We start from the raw sequence: 21,798 nt of genomic DNA on the forward strand, positions 1-21,798 counted from the left end.
TCGTCGGGCCGCCCGGTACAATCGGACCCGTGCTGCTCTGCGAAGGCTGAACGCCCCGGAGCCGACGGATCTGTGGACCGCCGGCTCGTTCGTGTGCCCTGAGTCAGCCTTCGACCCGAGAGCGAGTCCTCCGACATGATCACTGCCACCGGTCTGGAGCTTCGTGCCGGCGCCCGGATCCTGCTGTCCGACACCACGCTTCGGGTCCAGCCCGGCGACCGGATCGGCCTGGTCGGCCGCAACGGCGCCGGCAAGACCACCACACTGAAGGTGCTGGCCGGCGAGGGCCAGCCCTATGCCGGCCAGATCGACCGGCGCAGCCAGGTCGGCTACCTGCCGCAGGACCCCCGCACCGGCGACCTGGGGGTCACCGCCCGGGACAGGGTGCTCTCCGCCCGGGGCCTCGACGTGCTGATGGCCCAGATGAAGGAGGTCGAGCAGCGGCTCGCGGAGGGCGCCGAGGACGACCGGCTGGTCCGCCGGTACGGCGCCCTGGAGGACCAGTTCGCCTCGCTCGGCGGGTACGCCGCCGAGGCCGAGGCAGCCCGGATCTGCGCCAACCTCGGCCTGCCGGACCGGGTCCTCGCGCAGACCATCGGCACCCTCTCCGGCGGCCAACGCCGCCGCGTCGAACTGGCCCGGATCCTGTTCCGGGACGCCGCCGAGGGTGGCGGAGGGATCCTGCTGCTCGACGAGCCGACCAACCACCTCGACGCCGACTCGATCACCTGGCTGCGCGGATTCCTCGCCGCGCACAAGGGCGGCCTCGTCGTGATCAGTCACGACGCCTCGCTACTGGAGGCCGTGGTCAACAAGGTCTGGTTCCTCGACGCGACGCGTTCGGTGGTGGACGTCTACAACGTCGGCTGGCAGAAATACCTGGAGCAGCGGGAGACCGACGAGCGACGCCGCCGTCGGGAACGGGCCAACGCCGAGAAGAAGGCCGGCGCGCTGATGGCCCAGGCCGACAAGATGCGAGCCAAGGCGACGAAGACGGTGGCCGCGCAGAACATGGCCCGGCGAGCCGAGAAGCTCCTCTCCGGGTTGGAGGATGCCCGTGTCGCCGACAAGGTGGCCAAGGTCAGGTTCCCCAGCCCGGCGCCGTGCGGCAAGACACCGCTGACCGCCACCGGGCTCTCCAAGTCGTACGGCTCTCTGGAGATCTTCACCGACGTCGACGTCGCCGTCGACCGGGGCTCCCGGGTGGCGATCCTCGGGCTCAACGGTGCCGGCAAGACAACCCTGCTGCGCATCCTCGGCGGGTTGCTGGAGCCGGACACCGGCGAGGTCCGGCCCGGCCACGGGCTGCGGCTGGGCTACTACGCGCAGGAGCACGAGACGCTCGACGTGGAGCGCAGCGTGCTGGACCACATGCGCAGCGCCGCCAGCGAGCAGTCCGACACCGAGCTGCGCAAGATCCTCGGGGCGTTCCTCTTCTCCGGTGACGACGTCGACAAGCCGGCCGGGGTACTCTCCGGTGGCGAGAAGACCCGGCTCGCGCTGGCCACCCTGGTCTGCTCGGGCGCCAACGTGCTGCTCCTGGACGAGCCGACCAACAACCTCGACCCGGTGAGCCGGGAGCAGGTGCTCGACGCGATCGCCCGCTATCCCGGGGCGATCGTGCTGGTGACCCACGACCCGGGGGCGGTGCTGGCGCTCAAGCCCGATCGGGCGATCCTGCTTCCCGACGGTGATGAGGACGCCTGGAGCGACGACCTGCTCGAACTCGTGGAACTCGCCTGACAATGTCTCGGATCGGGATGCCGCGGCCGACGAGCCCCTGCGGTGCCCGGGGGCGGACTTGGTCTCGTACATGTGACAGTTCAGCCGTCGAACACCATTCTGCGAATCCCGTCGGACCGAATCGACCGGTCACCGAAACCCGGCGAGACGAGAGCCGAAACTTGACGACGACGGAACGAAACTCGCCGAATGCTGAAGCTGAACTCGGTTGAGGTGGAAGGAAACTCAACCGTGGGCCGGTGGGCCGCATGGCCCGGGCGGGCCCGCAGCGCCCCGCGCGGTGAAATCCCTGTTGGGGCGGGGTGGAAACCCACGGCGTCCGGGAGTGGACGGCCTCGTTGGCGCAATCACTCAATCGGGAAACTGACACTGCTGTGCGTGTCGGTTGGCGAAGAGTTGATATCTAGCGCATGATCGTTCGAGGCGGTCTAATAGGTGGGACCGTATCGAACCGCACAGTCTGGGACGTGAGGAATCAACATGGCAGCCACCGGCACAGCCACCAGCACTGAGAAGGGTCGCCGGATCGTCGGAGCCGAGCGCCAGACGCTCGCCAAGGACCTGGTCAAGCGGTATACCTCCGGCGAAAGCATCCGCGCCCTGGCGGCCTCGACCGGCCGTTCCTACGGGTTCATCCACCGGGTGCTCACCGAGTCTGGTGTACAGCTTCGTCAGCGTGGCGGCGCTCGTCGTCGGAAGAAGGCGTGACCCGCTCAACAGCCTGGTCCGGAGCCGAACGCCTGCGGAGTCATTCGTGAACCCGGGCGTACGACTGAATTGCGACGGGCCGGTCGCGACAGTGACGTTGTGCCGGCCCGACGTACTCAACGCACAGACGCCGCAGATGTGGCGGGCGATGTACGACTTCTCCCGGGAGCTCCCGGGAGACGTACGCATCGTGGTGGTACGGGGCGAGGGTCGGGCCTTCTCCGCCGGGCTCGACCTCTCCGTGGTCTCGGGACGTTCCGGGACCGGGGACTCGCTGGCGGAGATGGCCGCGCTGCCGCCCGAGGAATGCGCCGAGCGGATCGCCGGGCTCCAGGCTGGCTTCACCTGGTTGCACCGTCCCGACCTGATCTCCATCGCGGCGGTCCAGGGGCACGCCATCGGCGCCGGGTTCCAACTCGCGTTGGCCTGTGACCTCCGGGTACTGACCTCGGACGCCACCTTCACGATGGCCGAGGTGACCCTGGGCCTGGTGCCCGACCTCGCCGGCACCGGGCGGCTGGTGGAACTGGTCGGCTATGCCCGGGCCCTGGAGATCTGCGTGACCGGCCGGCGGATCGACGCCCCCGAGGCCGAGCGGCTCGGCCTGGCGACCGTGGTCGTGCCACCGCCGGATCTCGATGCGGCGGTCCAGGACCTGGCCGCGGCGATCCTGAACGGAAGCCGGGACGCGGTGGTGGAGATCAAGGCCCTGCTGGCCAGGGCGTCCGGCCGTTCTCCGGCGGATCAGCAGCGGGCGGAGCGCGAGGCACAGACCCGCCGCCTCCGCGACCTGGCCGGCGTCGGCGAGTAGGACCCTTCCGTATGCGCCGTCGCCGGCGAGTAGCAGCGCCGACGCCGGCACCGGCGCTGCGGAAGAGTCCGGGCTGCGCCCGGGAGCGGGAAACCTGTCGGAGCCGGCGAATACGCTGGACGCCGACGACCGCGTGATCCGCCGGGTGATCTCCGCTGACCGACAGTAGAGCGAGCTGACCGACAGTAGAGCGACCAGCCGGCAGGGGCGACCAGCCGGCAGGTGGGCGACCAGGAGGGCCATTCGGGAAGAATCGGGCCGCCGCTCCGGTTGTCGTAGTCGTTACTGATGACGGGGAGGTCGCGCGTGGTGAACCCGATGGGCGCCGGCGCCAGCATGGGCGGTTGGAACATGCTGCGCTCGTTGCGTAACCGCGACGAGGTGACCGGGCATCGGATGAGCCGGCGCAGCGTCCGGCGGGTCGTCGAGTTCGCCCGCCCCTACCGGCGGGACATCGCGGTGTTCCTGGTCACCGTCATTCTCGCCGCCATCATCGGGGTCGCCACACCGGTCCTTGCCGGTGACGTGATCAACGCCATCTCGAACGGCGGTGCCGATGCCGGTGGCCTGGTCATCAGGCTGGCGCTGGTCATCGCCGGACTCGCGGTCGCCGACGCGCTGCTCTCGCTGGCCCAGCGCTGGTACTCGGCCCGGATCGGCGAGGGGATCATTCTCGACCTGCGGACCCGGGTCTACGACCATGTCCAGCGGATGCCGTTGCAGTTCTTCACCCGTACCCAGACCGGCGCGCTGGTCAGCCGGCTCAACAACGACGTGACGGGTGCGCAGCGGGCCTTCACCAGCACGCTCTCCGGAGTGGTCAGCAACATCATCCAACTGGTGCTCACCGCGGCTGTCATGCTGACGCTCTCGTGGCAGATCACCGTGCTCTCCCTGGTGCTCCTGCCGATCTTCATCATTCCGGCCCGCCGGGTCGGCCACCGGCTGGCGGAGATCACCCGCGAGTCGTACGACCTCGACGCCAAGATGAACGCCACCATGACCGAGCGGTTCGGGGTGGCCGGGGCGCTGCTGGTCAAGCTCTTCGGCCGGCCGGACGTGGAGGCGCGGCGCTTCGGCGAGCGGGCCGAACGGGTCCGCGACATCGGCATCCAGTCGGCGATGTACTCCCGCACCTTCTTCGTCGCCATGCTGCTGGTGGCCTCGCTCGCCCAGGCCCTCACCTACGGTCTCGGTGGCTGGCTCGCCGTTCGTGGCGAGGTCAGCGCCGGTACGGTCGTGACGCTCGCCCTGCTGCTCACCCGCCTCTACGGTCCGCTGACCGCGCTCTCGAACGTCCGGGTGGACGTGATGAGCGCACTAGTCTCCTTCGACCGGGTCTTCGAGGTCCTCGACCTCACCCCGACCATCGCCGAGAAGCCGGGCGCGGTGGCCATCCCGCGCGGCGCCGGGCGGCTGGAGTTCGACGACGTCCGGTTCCGCTATCCGACCGCCGCCGAGGTGTCGCTCGCCTCGCTGGAGGACGTGGCCACGCTCGACCGGACGGCCTCCGAGCCGGTACTGCGCGGGGTCTCCTTCACCGTCGAGCCGGGGCAGATGGTGGCGCTGGTCGGCCCCTCCGGTGCCGGCAAGTCCACCACCTCGATGCTGGTTTCCCGGATCTACGACGTGACCGAGGGCGCGGTGCGGGTCGGCGGCGTCGACGTCCGGGACGCCACCCTGGATTCGCTGCGCGACACCATCGGGGTGGTGACGCAGGACTCCCACCTGTTCCACGAGACGATCGCCGAAAACCTCCGCTACGCCAGGCCGGACGCTACCGACGACGAACTCTGGGCCGCCCTGCGCGGTGCCCAGGTGGAGGACCTGATCAGAGGGCTGCCGGACGGGCTGGACACGATCGTCGGCGAGCGGGGATACCGCTTCTCCGGCGGTGAGAAGCAGCGCCTCGCCATCGCCCGGCTGCTGCTCAAGGCCCCGTCGATCGTCATCCTCGACGAGGCGACCGCACACCTCGACTCCGAGTCGGAAGCGGCGGTGCAGCGGGCGCTCTCGGTGGCGCTCAGTGGGCGTACCGCGCTGGTGATCGCACACCGGTTGTCGACCGTACGGGAGGCCGACCAGATCCTGGTGCTGGACGGCGGGCGGATCGTCGAGCAGGGCCGGCACGACGAACTGGTTGCCGTGGGCGGCCTCTACGCCGAGCTGTACCGGACGCAGTTCGCGGTCGCCGACTCCCCGGCCCCGTACGTCGACGCGGTGGGCGCGGAGCCGGTGATCACGATGCCTCGCCCGGACTACGACCCGGTCTGACCGGCGCCCCGGCCAGGATCCGAGCCGTTCCCGCCGTCGAGGACCGCGGCACGCAGCGCCGCGAACTCGGCGGCGAGTCCGGTCACCGTGAAGTGAGCGTTGAGCCCGCTCGGATTCGGCAGCACCCACAGCTGAGCGCTCCCGATCGTCTCCGGCTGACGGCCGATCGCCGCCGACGGCCGCGCGAACGCCGTCCGGTACGCGGTCACGCCGAGCACCGCCACCCAGCGCGGCCGGTAGCGCCTGACCTTGCGGAGCAGTTGCCGGCCGCCCTCGGCGAGCTCGTCCCGGCGCAGTTCGTCGGCCCGAGCGGTGGCCCGGGAGGCCAGGTTGGTGATGCCGAGTCCGTAGCCGAGCAGCTCGGCCTGGTCGGCCGGGTCGACCTGGTGCGGGGTGAATCCGCCCCGATGCAGGGCAGGCCAGAACCGGTTGCCCGGGCGGGCGAAGTGCCATCCGGTCGCCGCCGAGTAGAGGCCCGGGTTGATGCCGCAGAAGAGCACGTCGAGGTCCGGGCCGATCAGATCGGAGAGCAGCCGGTCGGCCGCCGCCGCGACCTCGGCCGGGGTCGGCCGGAATCCGCGCGGCCGCGGGGCCGTCAGCCCCGCCGACGTCTTCGGACTGCCCATATCACCACCAGCACCACCGTCGTGACCGCCATCAGACAGCAGAGCGCACCTGCGGCGGCAACCGCCAGAGCCAGCAGTTCGATGACGCCCGCCTCCAAGGGTCGACGGATGGCAACTCTATCCCGGTCGAGGAGGGAGACAGCGAGCCACCGGAGACGCGACAGCCGGTCAGTCGGTCCGGCCGCAGTCGGTCCGGCCGCAGTCGGCGGGCCGGGTCGGCGGGCGGCGCATCGGGTGGGCGGGCTCAAGGCGGCGGGCGGCGCGTCGGGCGGACGGATTCGAGACGGCGGGCTCCGGGCGGCGGTTGAGCGGGTCGGCGGAGGCCTCAGATGCCGCGTAGGGCCCCGCCGTCGACCGGGATGGTGACGCCGGTCAGGTAACTGGCGGCGGGGGAGAGCACGAAGGCGGCCACCCGGCCGAACTCCTCCGGGTCGCCCATCCGGCGCAGCGGAATCTCCGCCTCGATCTCGGCCCGGGCCCGTTCCGGGTCGTGGCCGGCGGCGAGGAGTTCCTGGTTGCGGTCGGTGAGGAGCCGGCCGGGCAGTAGGCTTACCACCCGCACGCCGCGCGGGCCGTACTCGTCGGACATGTCCTTGGCCACCCCGGCCAGCCCCGGCCGCAGCCCGTTGGAGACGCCGAGTCCCGGGATCGGCGCCCGGACCGAGTTCGAGAGCACCAGGCCGATGGCGCCACCGCCCGGGAGCGCCGCCGCGACCGTGCGGGCGGTCCGGACCGTGCCGAGGAAGATGGTTTCGAAGGAGGCGCGCCACTGCGCGTCGGTGGCCTGGGCGGCGGTGCCCCGGGGCGGCCCGCCGACCGAGACGAGCGCGCCGTCGAGCTGACCGAAGCGCTCCAGGGCGGTCTCGACCAACCGTGTCGAGGTGTCCGGGTCGGCCAGGTCGGCCGCGAGTCCGATCACCCGGTCGTCCCGGCCGAGCTGCTCCGCCGCCGCGGCCACCCGGTCGGGATCCCGGGCCGAGAGCACCACCCGGGCCCCGTCGGCCACCAGGGCGCGTGCGGTGGCGAAGCCGAGTCCCTTCGAGGCGCCGGTCAGCACGTACACCCGGTCTGCGAGTCCGAGGTCCATGGAGGACATTCTATGGTGTGGCCGGTGGGGAGTCGATCTTCGCCTCTCGCGGGAAGGGCAGGGTCCAGATCCGGATCCGGCCGGCGATCTGCGTCACCAGGGTGTTCCGGGTGCGGCGCAGCGCCGGCAGCCGGCGACGTCGGGGCGCGCTCCGGCCGTCGTAGTGCCAGGCCGCGTCCCGGACGGCCAGCTCCTCGGCGGCGGCAGCAGGCAGCCCGCCCTCGGCCGCGAGCCGCCGGGCCAGGTCCCAGCCGTCCCGGATCGAACCCGCGGTCGGGCGGTCGGCCGCCCAACCCGCGAACTCGGCGGGCCAACGCGCGCCGAGGCCGGCGGCGAGCAGTGGCCAGTGCCGGGCGACCTCGCCGGCCCGCTTTCCCAACAGCGCGGCACGGGCCACGCCGGCCAGCCGGGCGTCGAAGCCAGGCGGCAGCGGCGCACCCGCGACCAGTGCGGCCACCAGCGCGCTCTGCCGCTCGGCCAGCGTCCCGCCCAATTCGGTCCCGTCCGACCCGGTCCCGCTGGTCGTCCGGACGGTCACCGCGGGGTCACCGGAGGATAGCCGGAGGCGGCGGCGATCGCGTCGAGTTCGGCGTGCAGGACGGCCGCCGGTGGATAGCGCCCGTCGCGCTCCAGCAGCAGCGCGGGCGGCCGGTGTCGGGCGGAGACCTCGGCGACCAGGTCGAGCACCTCCTGCGGCACCGGATCGGTGTGCGTGTCGTGGTAGATCCCGTCGTCGACCGCCCCGCCCGCGACATGTACGTAGCCGACCCGCTCCAGCGGCAGCCGGTCGAGCAACTCGAGCGGATCGCTGCCCCGGTTGCGGGCATTGGCATACACGTTGGCGACGTCGAGGAGCAGCAGCGCGTCGGTGCGGTCGAGGATCTCGGTGAGGAAGTCCGCCTCGTCCAGCTCGTCGTCCGGCCAGTCGAAGATGGCGGCGATCGGCTCCAGGGCGAGCGGGACGGCCAGTTCGGCACGTACCCGGGTAACGTTCCCGACCACCGCGTCGACGGCTTCCCGGGTACGCGGCAGCGGCAACAGATGTCCCGCCTCCACCCCGCCGGCCCGGACGAACGCGATGTGCTCGCTGGCCATCGGCGCCTCCAGCAGTTCGACGGCCCGGGCGAACTGCCGGACCCGGGCCGGCCCGACCGGCTCGGCACCGCCGAGCGAGAGCCGCACCCCGTGCGGTATGACCGCCACACCGCGCCGGCGCAGCTCGACCAGGGCCGGCGGTGGTCCGGCTGCCGGTATCGACTCGGCGATCACCTCGACGAACCGCAGGCCGGGCAGGCCCGCCACGAATCCGGCGATCTCCGGCCGCCAGCCGATTCCCACGCCGTAGTCGGGCTCCGGCTTCCTCGCTCCCACCAACACGTCCATCGGTCACTCCAACCGTGCGGATCGGGACCACCATTGTGGATCCGGCCCGCCAGCGCGCGATGCGACCCGGGTCAGTGGCCGGGCCGGCGGACCGCCTCCTCGACGAGGTCGAGTACCGGGCCGAGGTCGCCGGCCGGGCGGGCCATCGCCAGTTGCAGCACCAGTCCGTCGTAGGCCAGCTCCAGAAACCGGGCCAGCGTCTCGATCGGCACGTCGTCGCGCAGCACCCCGGCGTCCCGCTGCCGCGCCAGCCGCTCCCGGGTGGCCTCGGCCAGGCTCGCCGAGCGCTCCGCCCAGCGCCTCGCGAACGCCGGGTCGGTGCGCAGCCGCCGGGACACCTCGAGCTGACTGCCGAGCCAGCCGGTGGTGTCCGGCGAGGCGGCGCCGGCCAGCAGATCGCGCATGACCTGTACCAGGCCGTTGCGGGCCACCGTGGCGACCATCGCGGCGGCGTCGTCCTCGGCGACCGCGAGGAAGAGCGAGTCCTTGTCGCGGAAGTGGTGGAAGATGGCGCCCCGGGAGAGCCCGGTCGCCTCTTCGAGCCGGCGTACGGTCGCGCCCTCGTAACCGTGCCGGGCGAAGCAGGCCCGTGCCGCGCCGAGGATCTCCTGGCGGCGGGCATCGAGCTGGTCCTGACTTACCCTGGGCACCACCCGATGGTGCCAGGCGACGACAGGCTATGCAATCCGTACGTACGTCTTGGGTATCTGCCGCGCGGCTCGGCCGACGCCGCTCAGCCGGGGCGGCGGCCCACCATCAGGGCCTGGGCGCCCTGGCCGAGCGGGCCGGTGACGTCCGAGAGCACCGTGCGGGCCAGACCGGAGCCGTGCTCGTCGAGGACGGTGTGTGCCTGCACGTGGAGCCAGTCGTCCACCGGCTGCCGGTGCAGGTGCACGGTCAGCTCGGTGTTGATGAACCACCACTGCTCCATGTCCAGCAGCCGGCTCAGCCCGTTGCCCGAGTCGGCGAGCAGGGCGACCCGTTGCAGCGGACTCGGTTCCTCCCCGGCCACCAGCGGGATCCGCTGCCGTGCCCAGGCCGACGCCGGGCCGGGCCGCTCGAAGTGGCCGTCGACGAACCGCCAGTCGATCGCCCGCAGGTAACCGACCTGCCAGCGCGGCTCGGTGAACCGGGACGAGGTCGCCGGCCGGGGCGGCGGCGGGACCGGGGCGGTGAGCGCTTCGGCGGGCAGCCCGACCGGCGTACTCCGGACCCGCCAGACCCGGGCCCGTAGCACCGGACGCCCGGCGGCGTGCATGTCGGCCTCGACCAGCTCGACCGAGCGTCCGGGTCGGGCCAGCGAGGCCCGGACCGTGACCTCGCCGACCGGCACCCCGCCGAGGATCTCCACCGTCAGCCGGGCGACCTGGGCCGGCCCCTCCAGGGAGCCGGGCACCTGCTCCACGGCTCGGGCCAGCAGCGCGCACGGCGGTCCCGCGTGTTGCAGCTCGCTGCTCCACGGTCCCTCGGTGGAGCCGGTGGCGACGAATCGTCCGGCATCGTCGGTGGGCTGATAGAAGGCGTCGGGCACGCGCCGATTGTCCTCCCCGGCGGCACTTTGGCAAGATCGGCGCGGTGGCCGGGGGCCGCTACTATCGCGGCCGTGACCAACCCCACCGCCGGGCTGCCGGCGGCGCCGCTCGCTGTCGCCGCGGTCCAGGCCGAACCGGTCCCCGGTGACGTGGCCGGCAACGCCCGCTCGGCCGCCCGGCTCGTCGAGCGGGCCGTCGGCGGCGGCGCCCGGGTGGTCGTACTCCCGGAGCTCTTCCTGCCGGCGTACCATCCGCCGACCCTGGCCGTCGATCCGGCTGGTACGGACGTGGTTGCCGACAGCGCGGGCCGGATCGCGGATCCCCGGCTCGATCCGCTGCGCGAGGTGGCCCGGGAGCACCGCGTGGTGGTGGTGATCGGTGCGGCGGTCCGGCATCCGGACGGCCGGCGGACCTGCTCGTCGTTGCTGGTCGAGGCCGCCGGCCGGGTCGGCGCCGGATACGCCAAGCAGCACCTCTGGGGGCCGGACGAGAACGCGTTGTTCACGCCGGGGCGCTGCGGCGCGACCCTGCTGGTCGACGGTTGGCGGCTCGGCCTCGGGGTCTGCTACGACGCGTGTTTTCCGGAGCATGCGCGGGCGGCCGCGGCCGACGGGGCAGGCGGCTACCTCTGTCCGAGCGGCTACCTGGTCGGCTCCGAACACCGCCGCGACCTCTACTACCGGGCCCGCGCACTCGACAACACCATGTACGTCGCCTTCGCCAACGCCGTCGGTGGCGCGTCGCCGTGGCGGTTCAACGGCGGCGCGGCGATCTACGATCCGGAGGGCCGGATACTGCGCCGGGCCGCGGACTCGGGCGAGGCCGTCGTCGTCGAGCGGTTCGACCCGGCGGAGCTCCATCGGGTACGCGACGCGCACCGGATGCTCGCCGACCGCCTACCGGACCAGGGCGGCGTACGGACGCTATTGACCGGTTGACCGCTGCTTGTCACCCCGGACAACCCGGGTTGTTTACATGCTGGGACTGTTGTCCGACCGGGTGCGTCCCGTACTGTGCGCAAGTGCCGCTGTTGCTCCTTGATCTGGACAACACTCTGCTCGACCGGGCAGGTCCGTTCCGGACCTGGGCGCAGGGATTCCTGGACGAGATCGGCGCACCGGAGGGCGACATCGACTGGCTCCTGTCGGTGGATGCCGACGGCCTGACAAATCGCTGGGATGTGGCGGACGCGATCCGTGACCGCTACCGGCTCCGGATCCCCTCCATTGATCTGGTCGAGGCGCTGCACGAGGGAGTGGTGGAGTACACCCGGCTGGATCCGCTGATCGCCTGCGCACTACGGATCGCCGACGACGCCGGCTGGGTGCCGGTCGCGGTCACCAACGGCAGCGAGCGGCTACAGGAGATGAAGATCAGGCGTACCGGCCTGGACGGCTACCTGGCGGACTGGGTGATCTCCGAGCAGGTCGGGGTCAGCAAGCCGAATCCCAGGATCTTCGCGCTCGCCGCCGAACGGGTCCGGATGCGGCTGCGCGGGGCCTGGATGGTCGGGGACAGCCCGGAGGCGGATATCGGCGGTGCGGCCGCGGTGGGGTTGCCGAGTGTCTGGCTGCATCGGGGCCGCCGCTGGATGGAGCGCCGGTACGCCCCGACCAAGACCGTGGACGGGCTGATCGCCGCCGTCGCCACGGTGCTCGCCGCCTGAGCGGTTCTCTCCACCCCGACGGTTCTCTCGGCTCACCCCGACGGTTCTCCTCGGCGCGCCCCGGCCGGTGGCTCGTGGCCGTTGTACGGCGGCCGTTATTCGGTTGACTCGGGAGAGCGGGATTGGCGAGCATGTGCCGACGGAGTCGTTCCCGGGCGTCCGCCCGGCCGAGTGGAAGGAGGAATCGCTGTGGCTGTCTTTGCGCTGCGCTCTCGCCTGCCTTCTTCCGACTCGACCAGAGGAATCCTCCAGTGCCACACGACTACGTGTCACACGATCACGACGACCATTCGGGTTCGGCCCGCCACCACCGTGGCGGTCGGCGTACCGTCCGGCGGTTCGACGACGACGAGCCACGGTTTCTGAAGCGGACGCGGCACGCGACGGCGCCCGCGTTCGACACCAATGCCGACACCGACCTTCCGGACGTCGGTGACCGCTGGTCGAGCTGGGACCAGGCGGTGCGCGGTCCCGAGCCGCACCCCGAGTGGCTGGTCACCGAACTCGCCGCCACCGACACCGAGCTGGGCGTGCTCAAGACCGGCAAGGAGGCGGACGTGCACCTGGTCCGCCGGGCCGTCCCGGAGACCGACCGGAGTTGCCTGCTCGCCGCCAAGCGTTACCGGGACCCGGACCACCGACTCTTCCACCGCGACGCCGGCTATCTCGAAGGGCGCCGGGTGCGCCGGTCCCGGGAGAATCGGGCGATGGCCGGGCGTACCGCGTTCGGCCGGCAGATGATCGCCGGCCAGTGGGCGTCTGCCGAGTTCACCGCCCTGACCCGGCTCTGGCAGGTGGGGCAGGAGCTGGGCAGCGTCGCCGTGCCCTATCCGGTGCAACTGATCGGCACCGAGCTGATGCTCGAATTCGTCGGTGACCCGGTCGGGGGAGAGGCGGCGCCGCGCCTGGCACAGCTCCGGCCCGACCCCGCGCTGTTGCGCCGGCTCTGGGACCAGCTCGTGGACGCGCTGGTGGTGCTGGCCCGGGCCGGGCTGGCGCACGGCGATTTGTCGCCGTACAACCTGCTGGTGCAGGGGGAGCGGCTGGTGCTGATCGACCTGCCGCAGGTCGTGGACGTGGTCGCCAACCCGGGCGGCCCGGAGTTCCTGGCCCGGGACGTACGGGTGGTCGCGGGCTGGTTCGCGGCGCGAGGACTTCCCGGTGACCTGGTCGACCCGGCCACGCTGACCGGACAGCTGCTCCGGGAGGCGGGGCTGCGGTAACCGGCGTCAACCGGTCACTGGAGGTATTTCTCGACCTCGTTCACGCTGCGCGCGCCGGCGGTGTCCGGGTCGTTGCCGGCCTGTCGGGCGGCCCGGCGGCGGCGGAGCAGATCCCAGCACTGGTCGAGCGACTCCTCGAGGTCCCGCAGCCGCGTCCGGTCCTCGTCGGTGGAGTTTTCGACCTGCTGGGCGTGGGTGCGGAGCCGGTGCTCCTCGTCGACCAGCTCGGAGATCCGGCTCAGAATCGTCCTGTCGTCCATGCCCAAGATCCTGGCACAGCGCCGTACGTGCCGCCCACCATCCGCCGGTGACGGGCGGCACGTGTCGGCGCACCCGCCGGGCCGGGACGTCATCGTTGACACAGCTCTCGACGGTTCTTATGGTGGTCTCGGGAAAGCGCTTTCCTGATCGTGTCGCTCCGCCCGCCACCGCCCACCACGGTCCGCGTCGGCGCCGGCACCGGACGGATCTCCGGCTGACCCGATCCCCCGCCTGACCGGGTCTCGTGAGTGACCGGTCAGGTTGTGGCCAGCCGGGGTGGACGGCCGGGAGGTGGGTCCCGGCCGTCCACCGTCGCCGGTGCTTCCGTGGCCCCGCGCGAGACACCGCCCGCACCGTCGGCCTGCTCCGCGGGCAGGCGGCTCGGCGAGCGGGATGCCGGCCACCACCCGCTGTCAGCCTGCTCTGCAGGCACCCGCTGTCGGCCGGCTCATGGCGGCACCGCGCGTCACCGGACGGTGACCGATGCTGCCATTTGGTCATTTCACTCCGATGGGCATGTCCGTTTGATATGAACTACCAAACTCGGTGCCGAGAAGCCCACTAATCGGGCATTCTCGATGTCGGGTAGGTAGTCCTGTCCTCAGGGGACCAGACCCGGAACGGAAAGAGCCCGCATCATGGACCAAGCTTCGTTGCCGACATCGCTTCGGGAGGCCGTCACGGTCACCACGGCCGGGGCCACCGGAGTTGCCCGGCTGGTGATCGAAGGCCTGCTGGAGCTGATCGACGATCCCGCCGCGGCAGCCGATGCGACGGAGTTCCTGACCGCCGAGCTGCCCGGCTACGCGCCGATGTGGCACATCGCCAACGCGGTCCGCTCGGACGAACCGGCCGAGTCGCTCCGCCGGATCCGGGCCGAACTCGACCACGCGGTGGAGAAGACCGTGAAGGCGGCGGTTGGCTGGGTCGGCGAGCACGGCGGCCCGGTCACGTGCGCGCCGAGCAGCTCGATCGTCAAGCAGATCCTGGCCCAGCTGCCGGAGTCGATGCGCACCGGCGAGCCGGTGGTGGCGCTGGCCGGCGCCGACGCGATCGGCCCTGGCACCGTACTCAACATCCGGGGTACCCGGGAGCTGGCCGAGCGGCTACCGACCCTGATCGTCACCACCGCGCTGAAGCTCGTCCCGGAGCCGGTCTTCGCCCGGCTCGGCGCGCCCGTCTTCGAGCACATCCCGCTGGACAGCTTCGTCGGCGTGGTGCTCGACGGTGAGATCCTCAGCCCGGGAGAGGTTCGCCGCCGAGCCGCGGAACTGCGTGAGTGATCCGCCATGGCCACCCCCGGCGCCCAGGAGATCCCCGCCTTCCTGACGACGCTTCCCCGGAAGCGGTCCCTCTACGCGGTCGACACCTACTTTCGGGAGAGCTTCGAGGACCTGGTCGCCGTCGGTGGTGGCCGGATCGAGGAGTTCTGTCACGACCACGCACTGCTGCTGCTGAAGCCGGACGCCGTGGTCAGCCGCCGGCTCGGCCCGGTGCTGCGCTGGGTGCTGGCGTACGGCTTCAGCATCGTCTGGGCGGCGACGGTGACGATCGACCGGCACGGCGTACGGGCACTGTGGCAGTACGGCCTCAACGCCGCCAGCCGGGACCGGCGGGACGCCGCCGACCTCTACGTCACGGCATGCGAGTGCCTGCTCCTGCTGCTCGCCCTGCCCGGTCGACCGCAACCGGCCTCGCTGGTGCTCAGCGCGGTCAAGGGGCCGGCGGACCCGATCCGCTGCCGCCCGGGCCAGCTCCGCCACGACGTCGGCAGCTTCAACTACCAGCTCAACCTCGTGCATGCCGCCGACGAGCCGGCCGACCTGTTGCGGGAGCTGGCAGTGCTCTGCAACCACGAGACCCGGGCCACGCTCTACCGGCGGGGCCTGGACGCCTCGGCCGGCGTGGACCGCCGGTCCGAGGCGTTCGCCCTGGTCGACCGGTTGGAGGCGGCCACCCCCGCCGTCGACCTCGAACTGGACCGCACGCTCGAGGATTTGGCCGACGCGGCACGGACGCGCCTGGAGGGCCGACCGGACGCGCGGGCCCGGGAACTGCTCTCGGCGATCGTCCGGATCCGGGACCGGTGCTCCCGGGACTGGCGTTCGGTGGTCCGGCTCGCCGACTCGAGCGGGATCCCGGTGAGCCGGTGGCAGCGGATCGTGCTCGCCACGCACCTGCTCGACCCGTACGTGCCGGGCGCCACCAGCCTGCTGCCGGACACCTCCACCGCACCGTGAGCGCGGGCGCCGGTCACAGCACCCGGGTCACCCGTTCGGCCCGGCCGTGCTGCCGCACCGCCGCGGGGTCGAGGTTGGCGCAGAGCAGCACCGAGGCGCCGGCCGCCAGCGGGGCCAGCAGCCACTTCACCGGGTGCTCGTGCGCGGCCGCGTCGACCAGCACCCGGTCGCCGGGGCGGAGTTCGAAGTGGTCGGCCAGTTCCCGGGCCAGCCGGCCCCAGTCCGCGTAGCTGGTGCCGTCGACACTTGCCGCGTCGTCCGGCCGGAGTGGGACGTACGGCCGCAGGTCGGCGTCGTGCCGGCGAACCTCGGCGAGGTAGTCGCGGTAACCGGCCGGCGGCTCGGGCATCGGCGCGGCGTCCCGGGCGAGACCGAGCGCGAACCGGTGGTGCGCCTCGGGCACGTGGTCGAGCCAGTCGTCGATCCGGGGCAGCGCGGCGTATGTGACGTCGAACGGTTCCTCGACGCCGGGACCGAGTTGGGGCAGCCCGGCCGTCGCCGCGCCGTGGAAGCTCACCGACACCCCGGCGGACCAGGTGCCGAGCAGGACGGCGGCGGTCTGCCAGTGTGGCGGCAGCAGCACCGCCGCCCGGGCGCCGACCCCCAGCCGGCAGTCCTGGACCAGCATGTTCGCCGTGCGGGCGACCCACTGCCCGAGCGCCTCGGCCGAGAGCTCGGTGCGTTCCCCGGTTGCGCCGTCGAGGTAGGTGAGCAGCGGCCGGCCGGGGTGGGCCGCCAGTGCGGACGCGAACGCCGCCGGCATGCCGGTCGGTCGGACCAGATCGTGTCGCACGGACGGCTCCTCCCGTTTTCCTCCAGGCCAGTATGCAACGGTATGGCATTGCAGCTGCGGAACCGGGCCGGGACGGTGCCTCTCGGCGACCGGCCCGGCCCGGCATCGGAACGGAGCGTGCGGGGCTCAGCTGGTGAGCATCTTGCGCAGCACGTACTGCAGAATGCCGCCGTGCCGGTAGTAGTCGGCCTCGCCAGGGGTGTCGATCCGGACCACCGCGTCGAACTCGACGCCGGTGTCCGTGGTCACCCGGACGGTACGCGGGATCTGGCCCTCGTTGAGCGCGGTCACCCCGCTGATCGAGAACGTCTCGGTGCCGGTCAACCCGAGCGATGCCGCGTCGCTGTCGGCCGGGTACTGCAACGGCAGCACGCCCATCCCGATCAGGTTCGACCGGTGGATCCGCTCGTACGACTGGGCGATCACCGCCCGGACCCCGAGCAGCATCGTGCCCTTCGCGGCCCAGTCCCGGGACGAGCCGGAGCCGTACTCCGTACCGGCCAGGATCACCAGCGGGATGCCCGCCTCCTGGTACGCCACCGAGGCGTCGTAGATCGAGGTCTGCTCGCCGGTCAGGTGGTTGACCGTGAACCCACCTTCGGGAAGCGCGGCTCCCGCGGCCTCACCGTCGCCCGGCATCCGCAGTTGATTGCGCAGCCGGATGTTGGCGAAGGTGCCCCGGATCATGACCTCGTGGTTGCCACGCCGCGAGCCGTACGAGTTGAACTCGTGCCGGGCCACGCCGTGGTCGGCCAGGTACTTGCCGGCAGGGGAGTCGGGCTTGATCGAGCCGGCCGGCGAGATGTGGTCGGTGGTGACGGAGTCACCGAGCTTGGCCAGCACCCGGGCGCCGGAGATGTCCTGCACCGGGGTCGGCTCCGCCGCCATCCCCTCGAAGTACGGGGGCTTGCGGACGTAGGTCGACCCGGCGTCCCAGGCGAAGGTGTCGCCCTCCGGGGTGGGCAGCGAGCGCCACTGCTCGTCCCCGGCGAAGACGTCGGAGTAGTCCTTGGTGAACATCTCGCTGCGCAGCGCGTTCGCGATCACGTCGTCGATCTCGGCGGTGCTGGGCCAGATGTCCCGCAGGAAGACCGGCTGCCCGTCCGCGCCGGTGTCGATCGGCTCGTTGGCCAGGTCGATGTCCATCGTGCCGGCCAGCGCGTACGCCACCACCAGCGGCGGGGACGCCAGGTAGTTCATCTTGACGTCCGGGTTGATCCGGCCTTCGAAGTTCCGGTTGCCGCTGAGCACCGAGACCACCGACAGGTCGTGCTCGTTGACCGCCGCCGAGACCTCCTCGGGCAGCGGGCCGGAGTTGCCGATGCAGGTGGTGCAGCCGTAGCCGACCAGGTGGAAGCCGAGCTTCTCCAGGTAGGGGGTGAGGCCGGCCCGCTCGTAGTAGTCCATCACCACCTTGGAGCCGGGGGCCAGGGTGGTCTTCACCCACGGCTTGCGGGACAGCCCCCGGTCGACGGCGTTGCGGGCCAGCAGCGCGGCACCGATCATCACCTGCGGGTTGGAGGTGTTGGTGCAGGAGGTGATCGCGGCGATCACCACGGCGCCGTGGTCGAGTTCGTACTCGACGCCGTCGTCACCGGTGACCTGGATCGGGTTGCTCGCCCGGCCCTTTGCCCCGGTCGCCGCCGAGACCAGGTCGCGCGGCGCGTCGGCCGGGTCGTTGGTGTCGTTGGCCGGCGGGTCGCTCGCCGGGAAGGACTCCTCGCTCGCCTCGTCGGCCGGGCCGTGCGCGCCGTCGGCGCCGTCCCCGACGTAGTCGACAAGCGCGGACCGGAACAGCGTCTTGGCGTTGCCGAGCGGCACCCGGTCCTGCGGGCGCTTCGGGCCGGCCAGCGACGGCTCGATGCTGCCGAGGTCGAGTTCGAGCCGCTCGCTGTAGTCGGGCTCGGCGGCCGGGTCGTGCCACATGCCCTGTTCTTTGGCGTACGCCTCGACGAGCGCCACCTGCTGCTCGCTGCGCCCGGTCAGCCTCAGGTAGCGGACGGTCTCCTCGTCGATCGGGAAGATCGCGACGGTCGAGCCGTACTCCGGTGACATGTTGCCGATGGTGGCCCGGTTGGCCAGCGGCACCGCGCCGACGCCGGGGCCGTAGAACTCGACGAACTTGCCGACCACGCCGTGCTTACGCAGCATCTCGGTGATGGTCAGCACCAGGTCGGTGGCGGTGGTGCCGGCCGGCATCTCGCCGTGCAGCTTGAAGCCGACGACGCGCGGGATGAGCATGCTGACCGGCTGGCCGAGCATCGCGGCCTCGGCCTCGATGCCACCGACGCCCCAGCCGAGCACGCCGAGCCCGTTGACCATGGTGGTGTGCGAGTCGGTGCCGACCACGGTGTCCGGGTACGCCTGGCCGTTGCGCTCCATGATCGTGCGGGCCAGGTATTCGATGTTGACCTGGTGCACGATGCCGGTGCCGGGCGGGACGACCTTGAACTCGTTGAACGCGTTCTGGCCCCAGCGGAGGAACTGGTAGCGCTCCCTGTTGCGGCCGTACTCCAGCTCGACGTTGCGGGTGAAGGCGTCCTGGCGGCCGAAGAGGTCGGCGATGACCGAGTGGTCGATCACCAGCTCGGCCGGCGCGAGCGGGTTGACCTTGGTGGGGTCGCCGCCGAGCTCGCGGACCGCCTCACGCATGGTGGCCAGGTCGACCACGCAGGGCACGCCGGTGAAGTCCTGCATCAGCACCCGGGCCGGGGTGAACTGGATCTCCACGCTGGGGTCGGCGTTCGGGTCCCAGTCGCCCAGCTGCCGGATGTGCTCGGCGGTGATGTTCGCTCCGTCCTCTGTGCGGAGCAGGTTCTCCAGCAGAATCTTCAGGCTGTACGGCAGGCGTTCGTGCCCGGGAACCGTATTGATCTTGAAAATCTCGTAGCTCGCGTCTGCGACGCGCAGCTGGCTCTTCGCACCGAAGGTGTCGAGGCTCGCCACGTCGTACTCCTTCACGCTGTCTTCGTCCCGGTCCGTGCCGACCGGTCCGCGCGGCACCGACCGGCTACCGGCGGGTGCCCGGGCGTAGTCCTGAGCAAGTCTTTCCTACCCACAACCGGGGCGGCTGGCTCAGGTAACCCTTACCAATCTGCGTCCCTATCCAGTAAACCGTACGTCCGTCTTGCTATGCGCGCAAGCCCGTCCCCGGCCCAGGTGGTCGGGTGAGTCCGGGGCGCTGTCCCCACCACCCGTGCCGGGTCCGGTCGAGGCGCCGCCGTCCATCGATAATGGCGACTTGTCGGGCGTACGCGACCGTGGGTGGGGGCGTATTTACTGCGAGGTTTCGGATTTGTTCGGGCCGTCGGAGTGGGCGGCGTCGGTCTCGGCCACGCCGATCGCCTCGGCGTGCCGCTCCCGCAACCGGTCCCGGATCTGCTCCGGGGTGTACGCCCGGCGGCGCCGCTCGGCACGGGCCAGCACCACCCCGGTGGCTGCCACCCCGACGACACTCGCCACGCCGATTACCTTCCACCACCGCATCCGCCTAGGGTAGTCGCCAGACCCAGGCGGACAGGTGGACCGAGGTGGGTGCATGGCCGAGGAGCGCGGCGAGATTAGCGGCACCGACAGGCTCGGCCCAGCCGGCGGGCTCAGTCTCGACGAGGCGGTCGAGCTGACCCGTACCGGCGACGTCTGGGTCTTCCGGGGGCGCAGTGTGCCGGATCGGGCGATCCAGTTGACCACGAACAGTCCGGTGAACCATGTCGGAATGTCCGTGGTCATCGAGGACCTTCCGCCGTTAATGTGGCACGCCGAACTCGGCCGGTCGCTGCCCGACATGTGGTCGGGCGGTCACCACCGGGGGGTGCAGCTGCACGACCTGCGCGACGCCGTCCGGGTCTGGGGAGTCCGGTACGGTCAGCGCGCCTGGTTGCGGCAACTCGAACCGCCGGCCGACGACGAGATGGAGAACGGGGTGCTGCGTACCATCGCCCGCCTGGACGGAACTCCCTTCCCGTCCACCGCCCAGCTCGCCTGGCGGTGGCTGCGCGGCCGGACGCCCGCGCCGCGCCGCCGCCCGCACGAGAGCACCCTGGAGACGGCGTACTGCGCCGAGGTGGTCGCCGCCACCTACCAGGCGATGGGACTGCTCCCGGCCGGGCGCCGACCCGACTGGTACGACCCCGGCCGGTTCTGGAGTGGCGACGATCTGAAACTGCTGGCCGGACGGAGGCTCGGCAACGAGATCTCCGTGCGGATCCCGGCTCGGTGAGCACCCCCGAACCGACCCGCCCGCGACTGCTCCAGGCGACGCCGTGGGCCGTCGTGCTCGCCGGTGTCCTGGTCATGATCGTGCTCTTCGCCCTCGCCACCGGATACCTCACCGGCGGTCCCCGGCACAGCTCCGGCGCGCCCGATCCGGCCTGGCCGTTCGCGCCGGGCGCCACGCCGTCCTCGGTGGCCTCCGTCGACGACGCGCCGAGCCCGGCCAGATCGTCGGCGGGCGGGTTCCACCAACCGACGTCCGCGGCGGACCGGCAGGGCGGCGGCGACAAGGAGGAGGGTTCCCGGGCGACCCCCACCCGGACCACCGCGTCACCGCCCCGGCCGACCACCGCCGCGCCGAAGCCGCCGCCGGAGCCCCCGCTGACCGGTCGCTACCGGGTGCTCGCCGACTACCGCGACTCGTTCATCGCCGAGGTCTTCATCCGTAACGACGGCGACTCGGCACAATCGTGGAGAGTGGAGCTGCGATTCCGGTCCGAGGTGCACGGACTGCGCGCCTTCTGGGTCGAGGGCGCGCCCCGGCCGTCGGTGGACCGCGACGGCAGCCGGTACGTCTTCCGCAGCGGGGCACCCCTGCAGGGCAACCGCTCCGATCCGCTGCGGTTCCACCTCGACCGGTGGGGGAACGGCGAGCGGCCGATCAGCTGCACGGTCAACGGCCGGCCCTGCGAGATCCGCTGACCGGCGCCAACAGCGCGGCGGTCTCCCGGTGCCCGCCCCGGAGCGCCCACTCCAGCGGGCTGAGGCCGGTGCCGGCGCCCTCCCGAAGGTCCGGGTCGGCGCTGGCGGCCGGCAGCGCGCGTACTACCTCGATGTGTCCCCAGGCGGCGTCGGTTAGCGGGATGCCCCTCGGCGCGTGGCCACGCGCCCCGTCTCGGTACGCCCGCCAGCTCCGGTGCTGCGCAGCGCATATCGCGATCCACCATGCCGCCGAGAACAAGCCGATCGATCCAGTCGCCCCGGGAACCCGGCTGGCGCGAAGCCGCTCCGACCGTCCGCTGGAATCAGCGTGCCAGGTGTCGGCGGCGGCGCAGATCGCGGTGACGAAGGCGGCGGTGGTCGGATGGTCGGCGGCACCGCGCCGGTACGCAGCGGGCCGGTCGGGCCGGCGACGTCGCGGCCGCGCCTTGCGCAAGATGATGGATGGGGGACACTATCCCTGCAAAGTCTTGCATAGACTTTCCGCAAGGGACTAGCGTGCGGGCAGTTCAGCGACCA

22 protein-coding genes are annotated in these 21,798 nt (G+C 71.7%); 11 read left to right on the forward strand and 11 right to left on the reverse strand.

The features are described from left to right. Window positions 1–135: 135 nt before the first annotated feature. The 4 genes from ACN28C_RS16045 (at window position 136) to ACN28C_RS16060 (ending at window position 5,536) form a co-directional block, all read left to right on the forward strand. Window positions 136–1,743, forward strand: coding sequence for an ABC-F family ATP-binding cassette domain-containing protein (locus tag ACN28C_RS16045; protein WP_422774243.1), 1,608 nt, complete (start codon window positions 136–138; stop codon window positions 1,741–1,743). Between the two features lie 480 nt (window positions 1,744–2,223). Further along, window positions 2,224–2,451, forward strand: coding sequence for a helix-turn-helix domain-containing protein (locus ACN28C_RS16050; RefSeq protein ID WP_007462679.1), 228 nt, complete (start codon window positions 2,224–2,226; stop codon window positions 2,449–2,451). A gap of 46 nt (window positions 2,452–2,497) precedes the next feature. Next, entirely contained in the window at window positions 2,498–3,262 is a 765-nt protein-coding gene (locus ACN28C_RS16055) for an enoyl-CoA hydratase/isomerase family protein (RefSeq protein ID WP_422774244.1), read from the forward strand. Between the two features lie 318 nt (window positions 3,263–3,580). Next, window positions 3,581–5,536 (forward strand): ABC transporter ATP-binding protein, encoded by a 1,956-nt coding sequence (locus ACN28C_RS16060; protein ID WP_422774692.1) that lies wholly within the window; start codon window positions 3,581–3,583, stop codon window positions 5,534–5,536. On the opposite strand, the gene mug is transcribed toward ACN28C_RS16060, so the two are convergent. The 6 genes from mug to ACN28C_RS16090 form a co-directional block, all read right to left on the reverse strand. Beyond that, entirely contained in the window at window positions 5,521–6,162 is a 642-nt protein-coding gene (gene mug / locus ACN28C_RS16065; RefSeq protein ID WP_422774245.1) for a G/U mismatch-specific DNA glycosylase, read from the reverse strand. The two genes, ACN28C_RS16060 and mug, sit on opposite strands and share 16 nt — an antisense overlap. Before the next feature lie 325 nt (window positions 6,163–6,487). Next, window positions 6,488–7,249: an SDR family oxidoreductase gene (locus tag ACN28C_RS16070; protein WP_422774246.1), complete on the reverse strand. Its 762-nt coding sequence runs from the start codon at window positions 7,247–7,249 to the stop codon at window positions 6,488–6,490. 10 nt (window positions 7,250–7,259) lie between these two features. After that, window positions 7,260–7,787: a hypothetical protein gene (locus tag ACN28C_RS16075; protein WP_422774247.1), complete on the reverse strand. Its 528-nt coding sequence runs from the start codon at window positions 7,785–7,787 to the stop codon at window positions 7,260–7,262. Further along, window positions 7,784–8,632: a DUF692 domain-containing protein gene (locus ACN28C_RS16080; RefSeq protein ID WP_422774248.1), complete on the reverse strand. Its 849-nt coding sequence runs from the start codon at window positions 8,630–8,632 to the stop codon at window positions 7,784–7,786. Before ACN28C_RS16080 ends, ACN28C_RS16075 begins: the two co-directional genes overlap by 4 nt. A 71-nt stretch (window positions 8,633–8,703) precedes the next feature. Then, entirely contained in the window at window positions 8,704–9,282 is a 579-nt protein-coding gene (locus tag ACN28C_RS16085; protein ID WP_422774249.1) for a TetR/AcrR family transcriptional regulator, read from the reverse strand. A gap of 83 nt (window positions 9,283–9,365) precedes the next feature. After that, window positions 9,366–10,163 (reverse strand): thioesterase family protein, encoded by a 798-nt coding sequence (locus ACN28C_RS16090; protein ID WP_422774250.1) that lies wholly within the window; start codon window positions 10,161–10,163, stop codon window positions 9,366–9,368. Between the two features lie 72 nt (window positions 10,164–10,235). On the opposite strand from ACN28C_RS16090, the gene ACN28C_RS16095 reads away from it, so the two are divergent. The 3 genes from ACN28C_RS16095 (at window position 10,236) to ACN28C_RS16105 (ending at window position 13,053) form a co-directional block, all read left to right on the forward strand. Continuing rightward, window positions 10,236–11,102, forward strand: a complete 867-nt coding sequence (locus ACN28C_RS16095) for a carbon-nitrogen hydrolase family protein (RefSeq protein WP_422774251.1) — start codon at window positions 10,236–10,238, stop codon at window positions 11,100–11,102. A gap of 83 nt (window positions 11,103–11,185) precedes the next feature. Beyond that, complete coding sequence (locus ACN28C_RS16100; RefSeq protein WP_422774252.1) at window positions 11,186–11,830, forward strand: HAD family hydrolase; 645 nt, start codon at window positions 11,186–11,188, stop codon at window positions 11,828–11,830. Window positions 11,831–12,096: 266 nt separating this feature from the next. Further along, window positions 12,097–13,053 (forward strand): serine protein kinase RIO, encoded by a 957-nt coding sequence (locus tag ACN28C_RS16105; RefSeq protein WP_422774693.1) that lies wholly within the window; start codon window positions 12,097–12,099, stop codon window positions 13,051–13,053. Between the two features lie 14 nt (window positions 13,054–13,067). On the opposite strand, the gene ACN28C_RS16110 is transcribed toward ACN28C_RS16105, so the two are convergent. Then, window positions 13,068–13,313 (reverse strand): DUF2630 family protein, encoded by a 246-nt coding sequence (locus tag ACN28C_RS16110; protein ID WP_422774253.1) that lies wholly within the window; start codon window positions 13,311–13,313, stop codon window positions 13,068–13,070. A 639-nt stretch (window positions 13,314–13,952) separates the two neighbouring features. On the opposite strand from ACN28C_RS16110, the gene ACN28C_RS16115 reads away from it, so the two are divergent. Both ACN28C_RS16115 and ACN28C_RS16120 read left to right on the forward strand, forming a co-directional pair. Next, window positions 13,953–14,597, forward strand: a complete 645-nt coding sequence (locus ACN28C_RS16115) for a hypothetical protein (protein WP_422774254.1) — start codon at window positions 13,953–13,955, stop codon at window positions 14,595–14,597. 6 nt (window positions 14,598–14,603) lie between these two features. Further along, complete coding sequence (locus ACN28C_RS16120) at window positions 14,604–15,554, forward strand: nucleoside-diphosphate kinase (RefSeq protein ID WP_422774255.1); 951 nt, start codon at window positions 14,604–14,606, stop codon at window positions 15,552–15,554. 13 nt (window positions 15,555–15,567) lie between these two features. On the opposite strand, the gene ACN28C_RS16125 is transcribed toward ACN28C_RS16120, so the two are convergent. The 3 genes from ACN28C_RS16125 to ACN28C_RS16135 all read right to left on the reverse strand — a co-directional run bounded on the left by ACN28C_RS16125 (window position 15,568) and on the right by ACN28C_RS16135 (window position 19,833). Continuing rightward, window positions 15,568–16,347 (reverse strand): TIGR03089 family protein, encoded by a 780-nt coding sequence (locus ACN28C_RS16125; protein ID WP_422774256.1) that lies wholly within the window; start codon window positions 16,345–16,347, stop codon window positions 15,568–15,570. A 126-nt stretch (window positions 16,348–16,473) separates the two neighbouring features. Further along, a complete protein-coding gene (locus ACN28C_RS16130; RefSeq protein ID WP_422774257.1) occupies window positions 16,474–19,308 on the reverse strand; it encodes an aconitate hydratase in 2,835 nt (944 codons plus the stop codon). A gap of 315 nt (window positions 19,309–19,623) precedes the next feature. After that, complete coding sequence (locus tag ACN28C_RS16135; protein ID WP_422774258.1) at window positions 19,624–19,833, reverse strand: hypothetical protein; 210 nt, start codon at window positions 19,831–19,833, stop codon at window positions 19,624–19,626. 52 nt (window positions 19,834–19,885) lie between these two features. Here ACN28C_RS16135 and ACN28C_RS16140 point away from each other — a divergent pair, with 52 nt between their 5' ends. Further along, window positions 19,886–20,566, forward strand: a complete 681-nt coding sequence (locus ACN28C_RS16140; protein ID WP_422774259.1) for a hypothetical protein — start codon at window positions 19,886–19,888, stop codon at window positions 20,564–20,566. Then, a complete protein-coding gene (locus ACN28C_RS16145) occupies window positions 20,563–21,261 on the forward strand; it encodes a hypothetical protein (protein ID WP_422774260.1) in 699 nt (232 codons plus the stop codon). The genes ACN28C_RS16140 and ACN28C_RS16145 overlap by 4 nt, the downstream gene beginning before the upstream one ends. Here the strand turns inward: ACN28C_RS16145 and ACN28C_RS16150 are convergent. Beyond that, complete coding sequence (locus ACN28C_RS16150) at window positions 21,233–21,715, reverse strand: hypothetical protein (RefSeq protein WP_422774261.1); 483 nt, start codon at window positions 21,713–21,715, stop codon at window positions 21,233–21,235. The genes ACN28C_RS16145 and ACN28C_RS16150 overlap by 29 nt on opposite strands. Window positions 21,716–21,798 lie beyond the last annotated feature (83 nt).

Origin of the sequence: Plantactinospora sp. WMMC1484 (assembly GCF_049315195.1) — a bacterium.
In the GTDB taxonomy this organism is placed as follows: Bacteria; Actinomycetota; Actinomycetes; order Mycobacteriales; family Micromonosporaceae; genus Plantactinospora.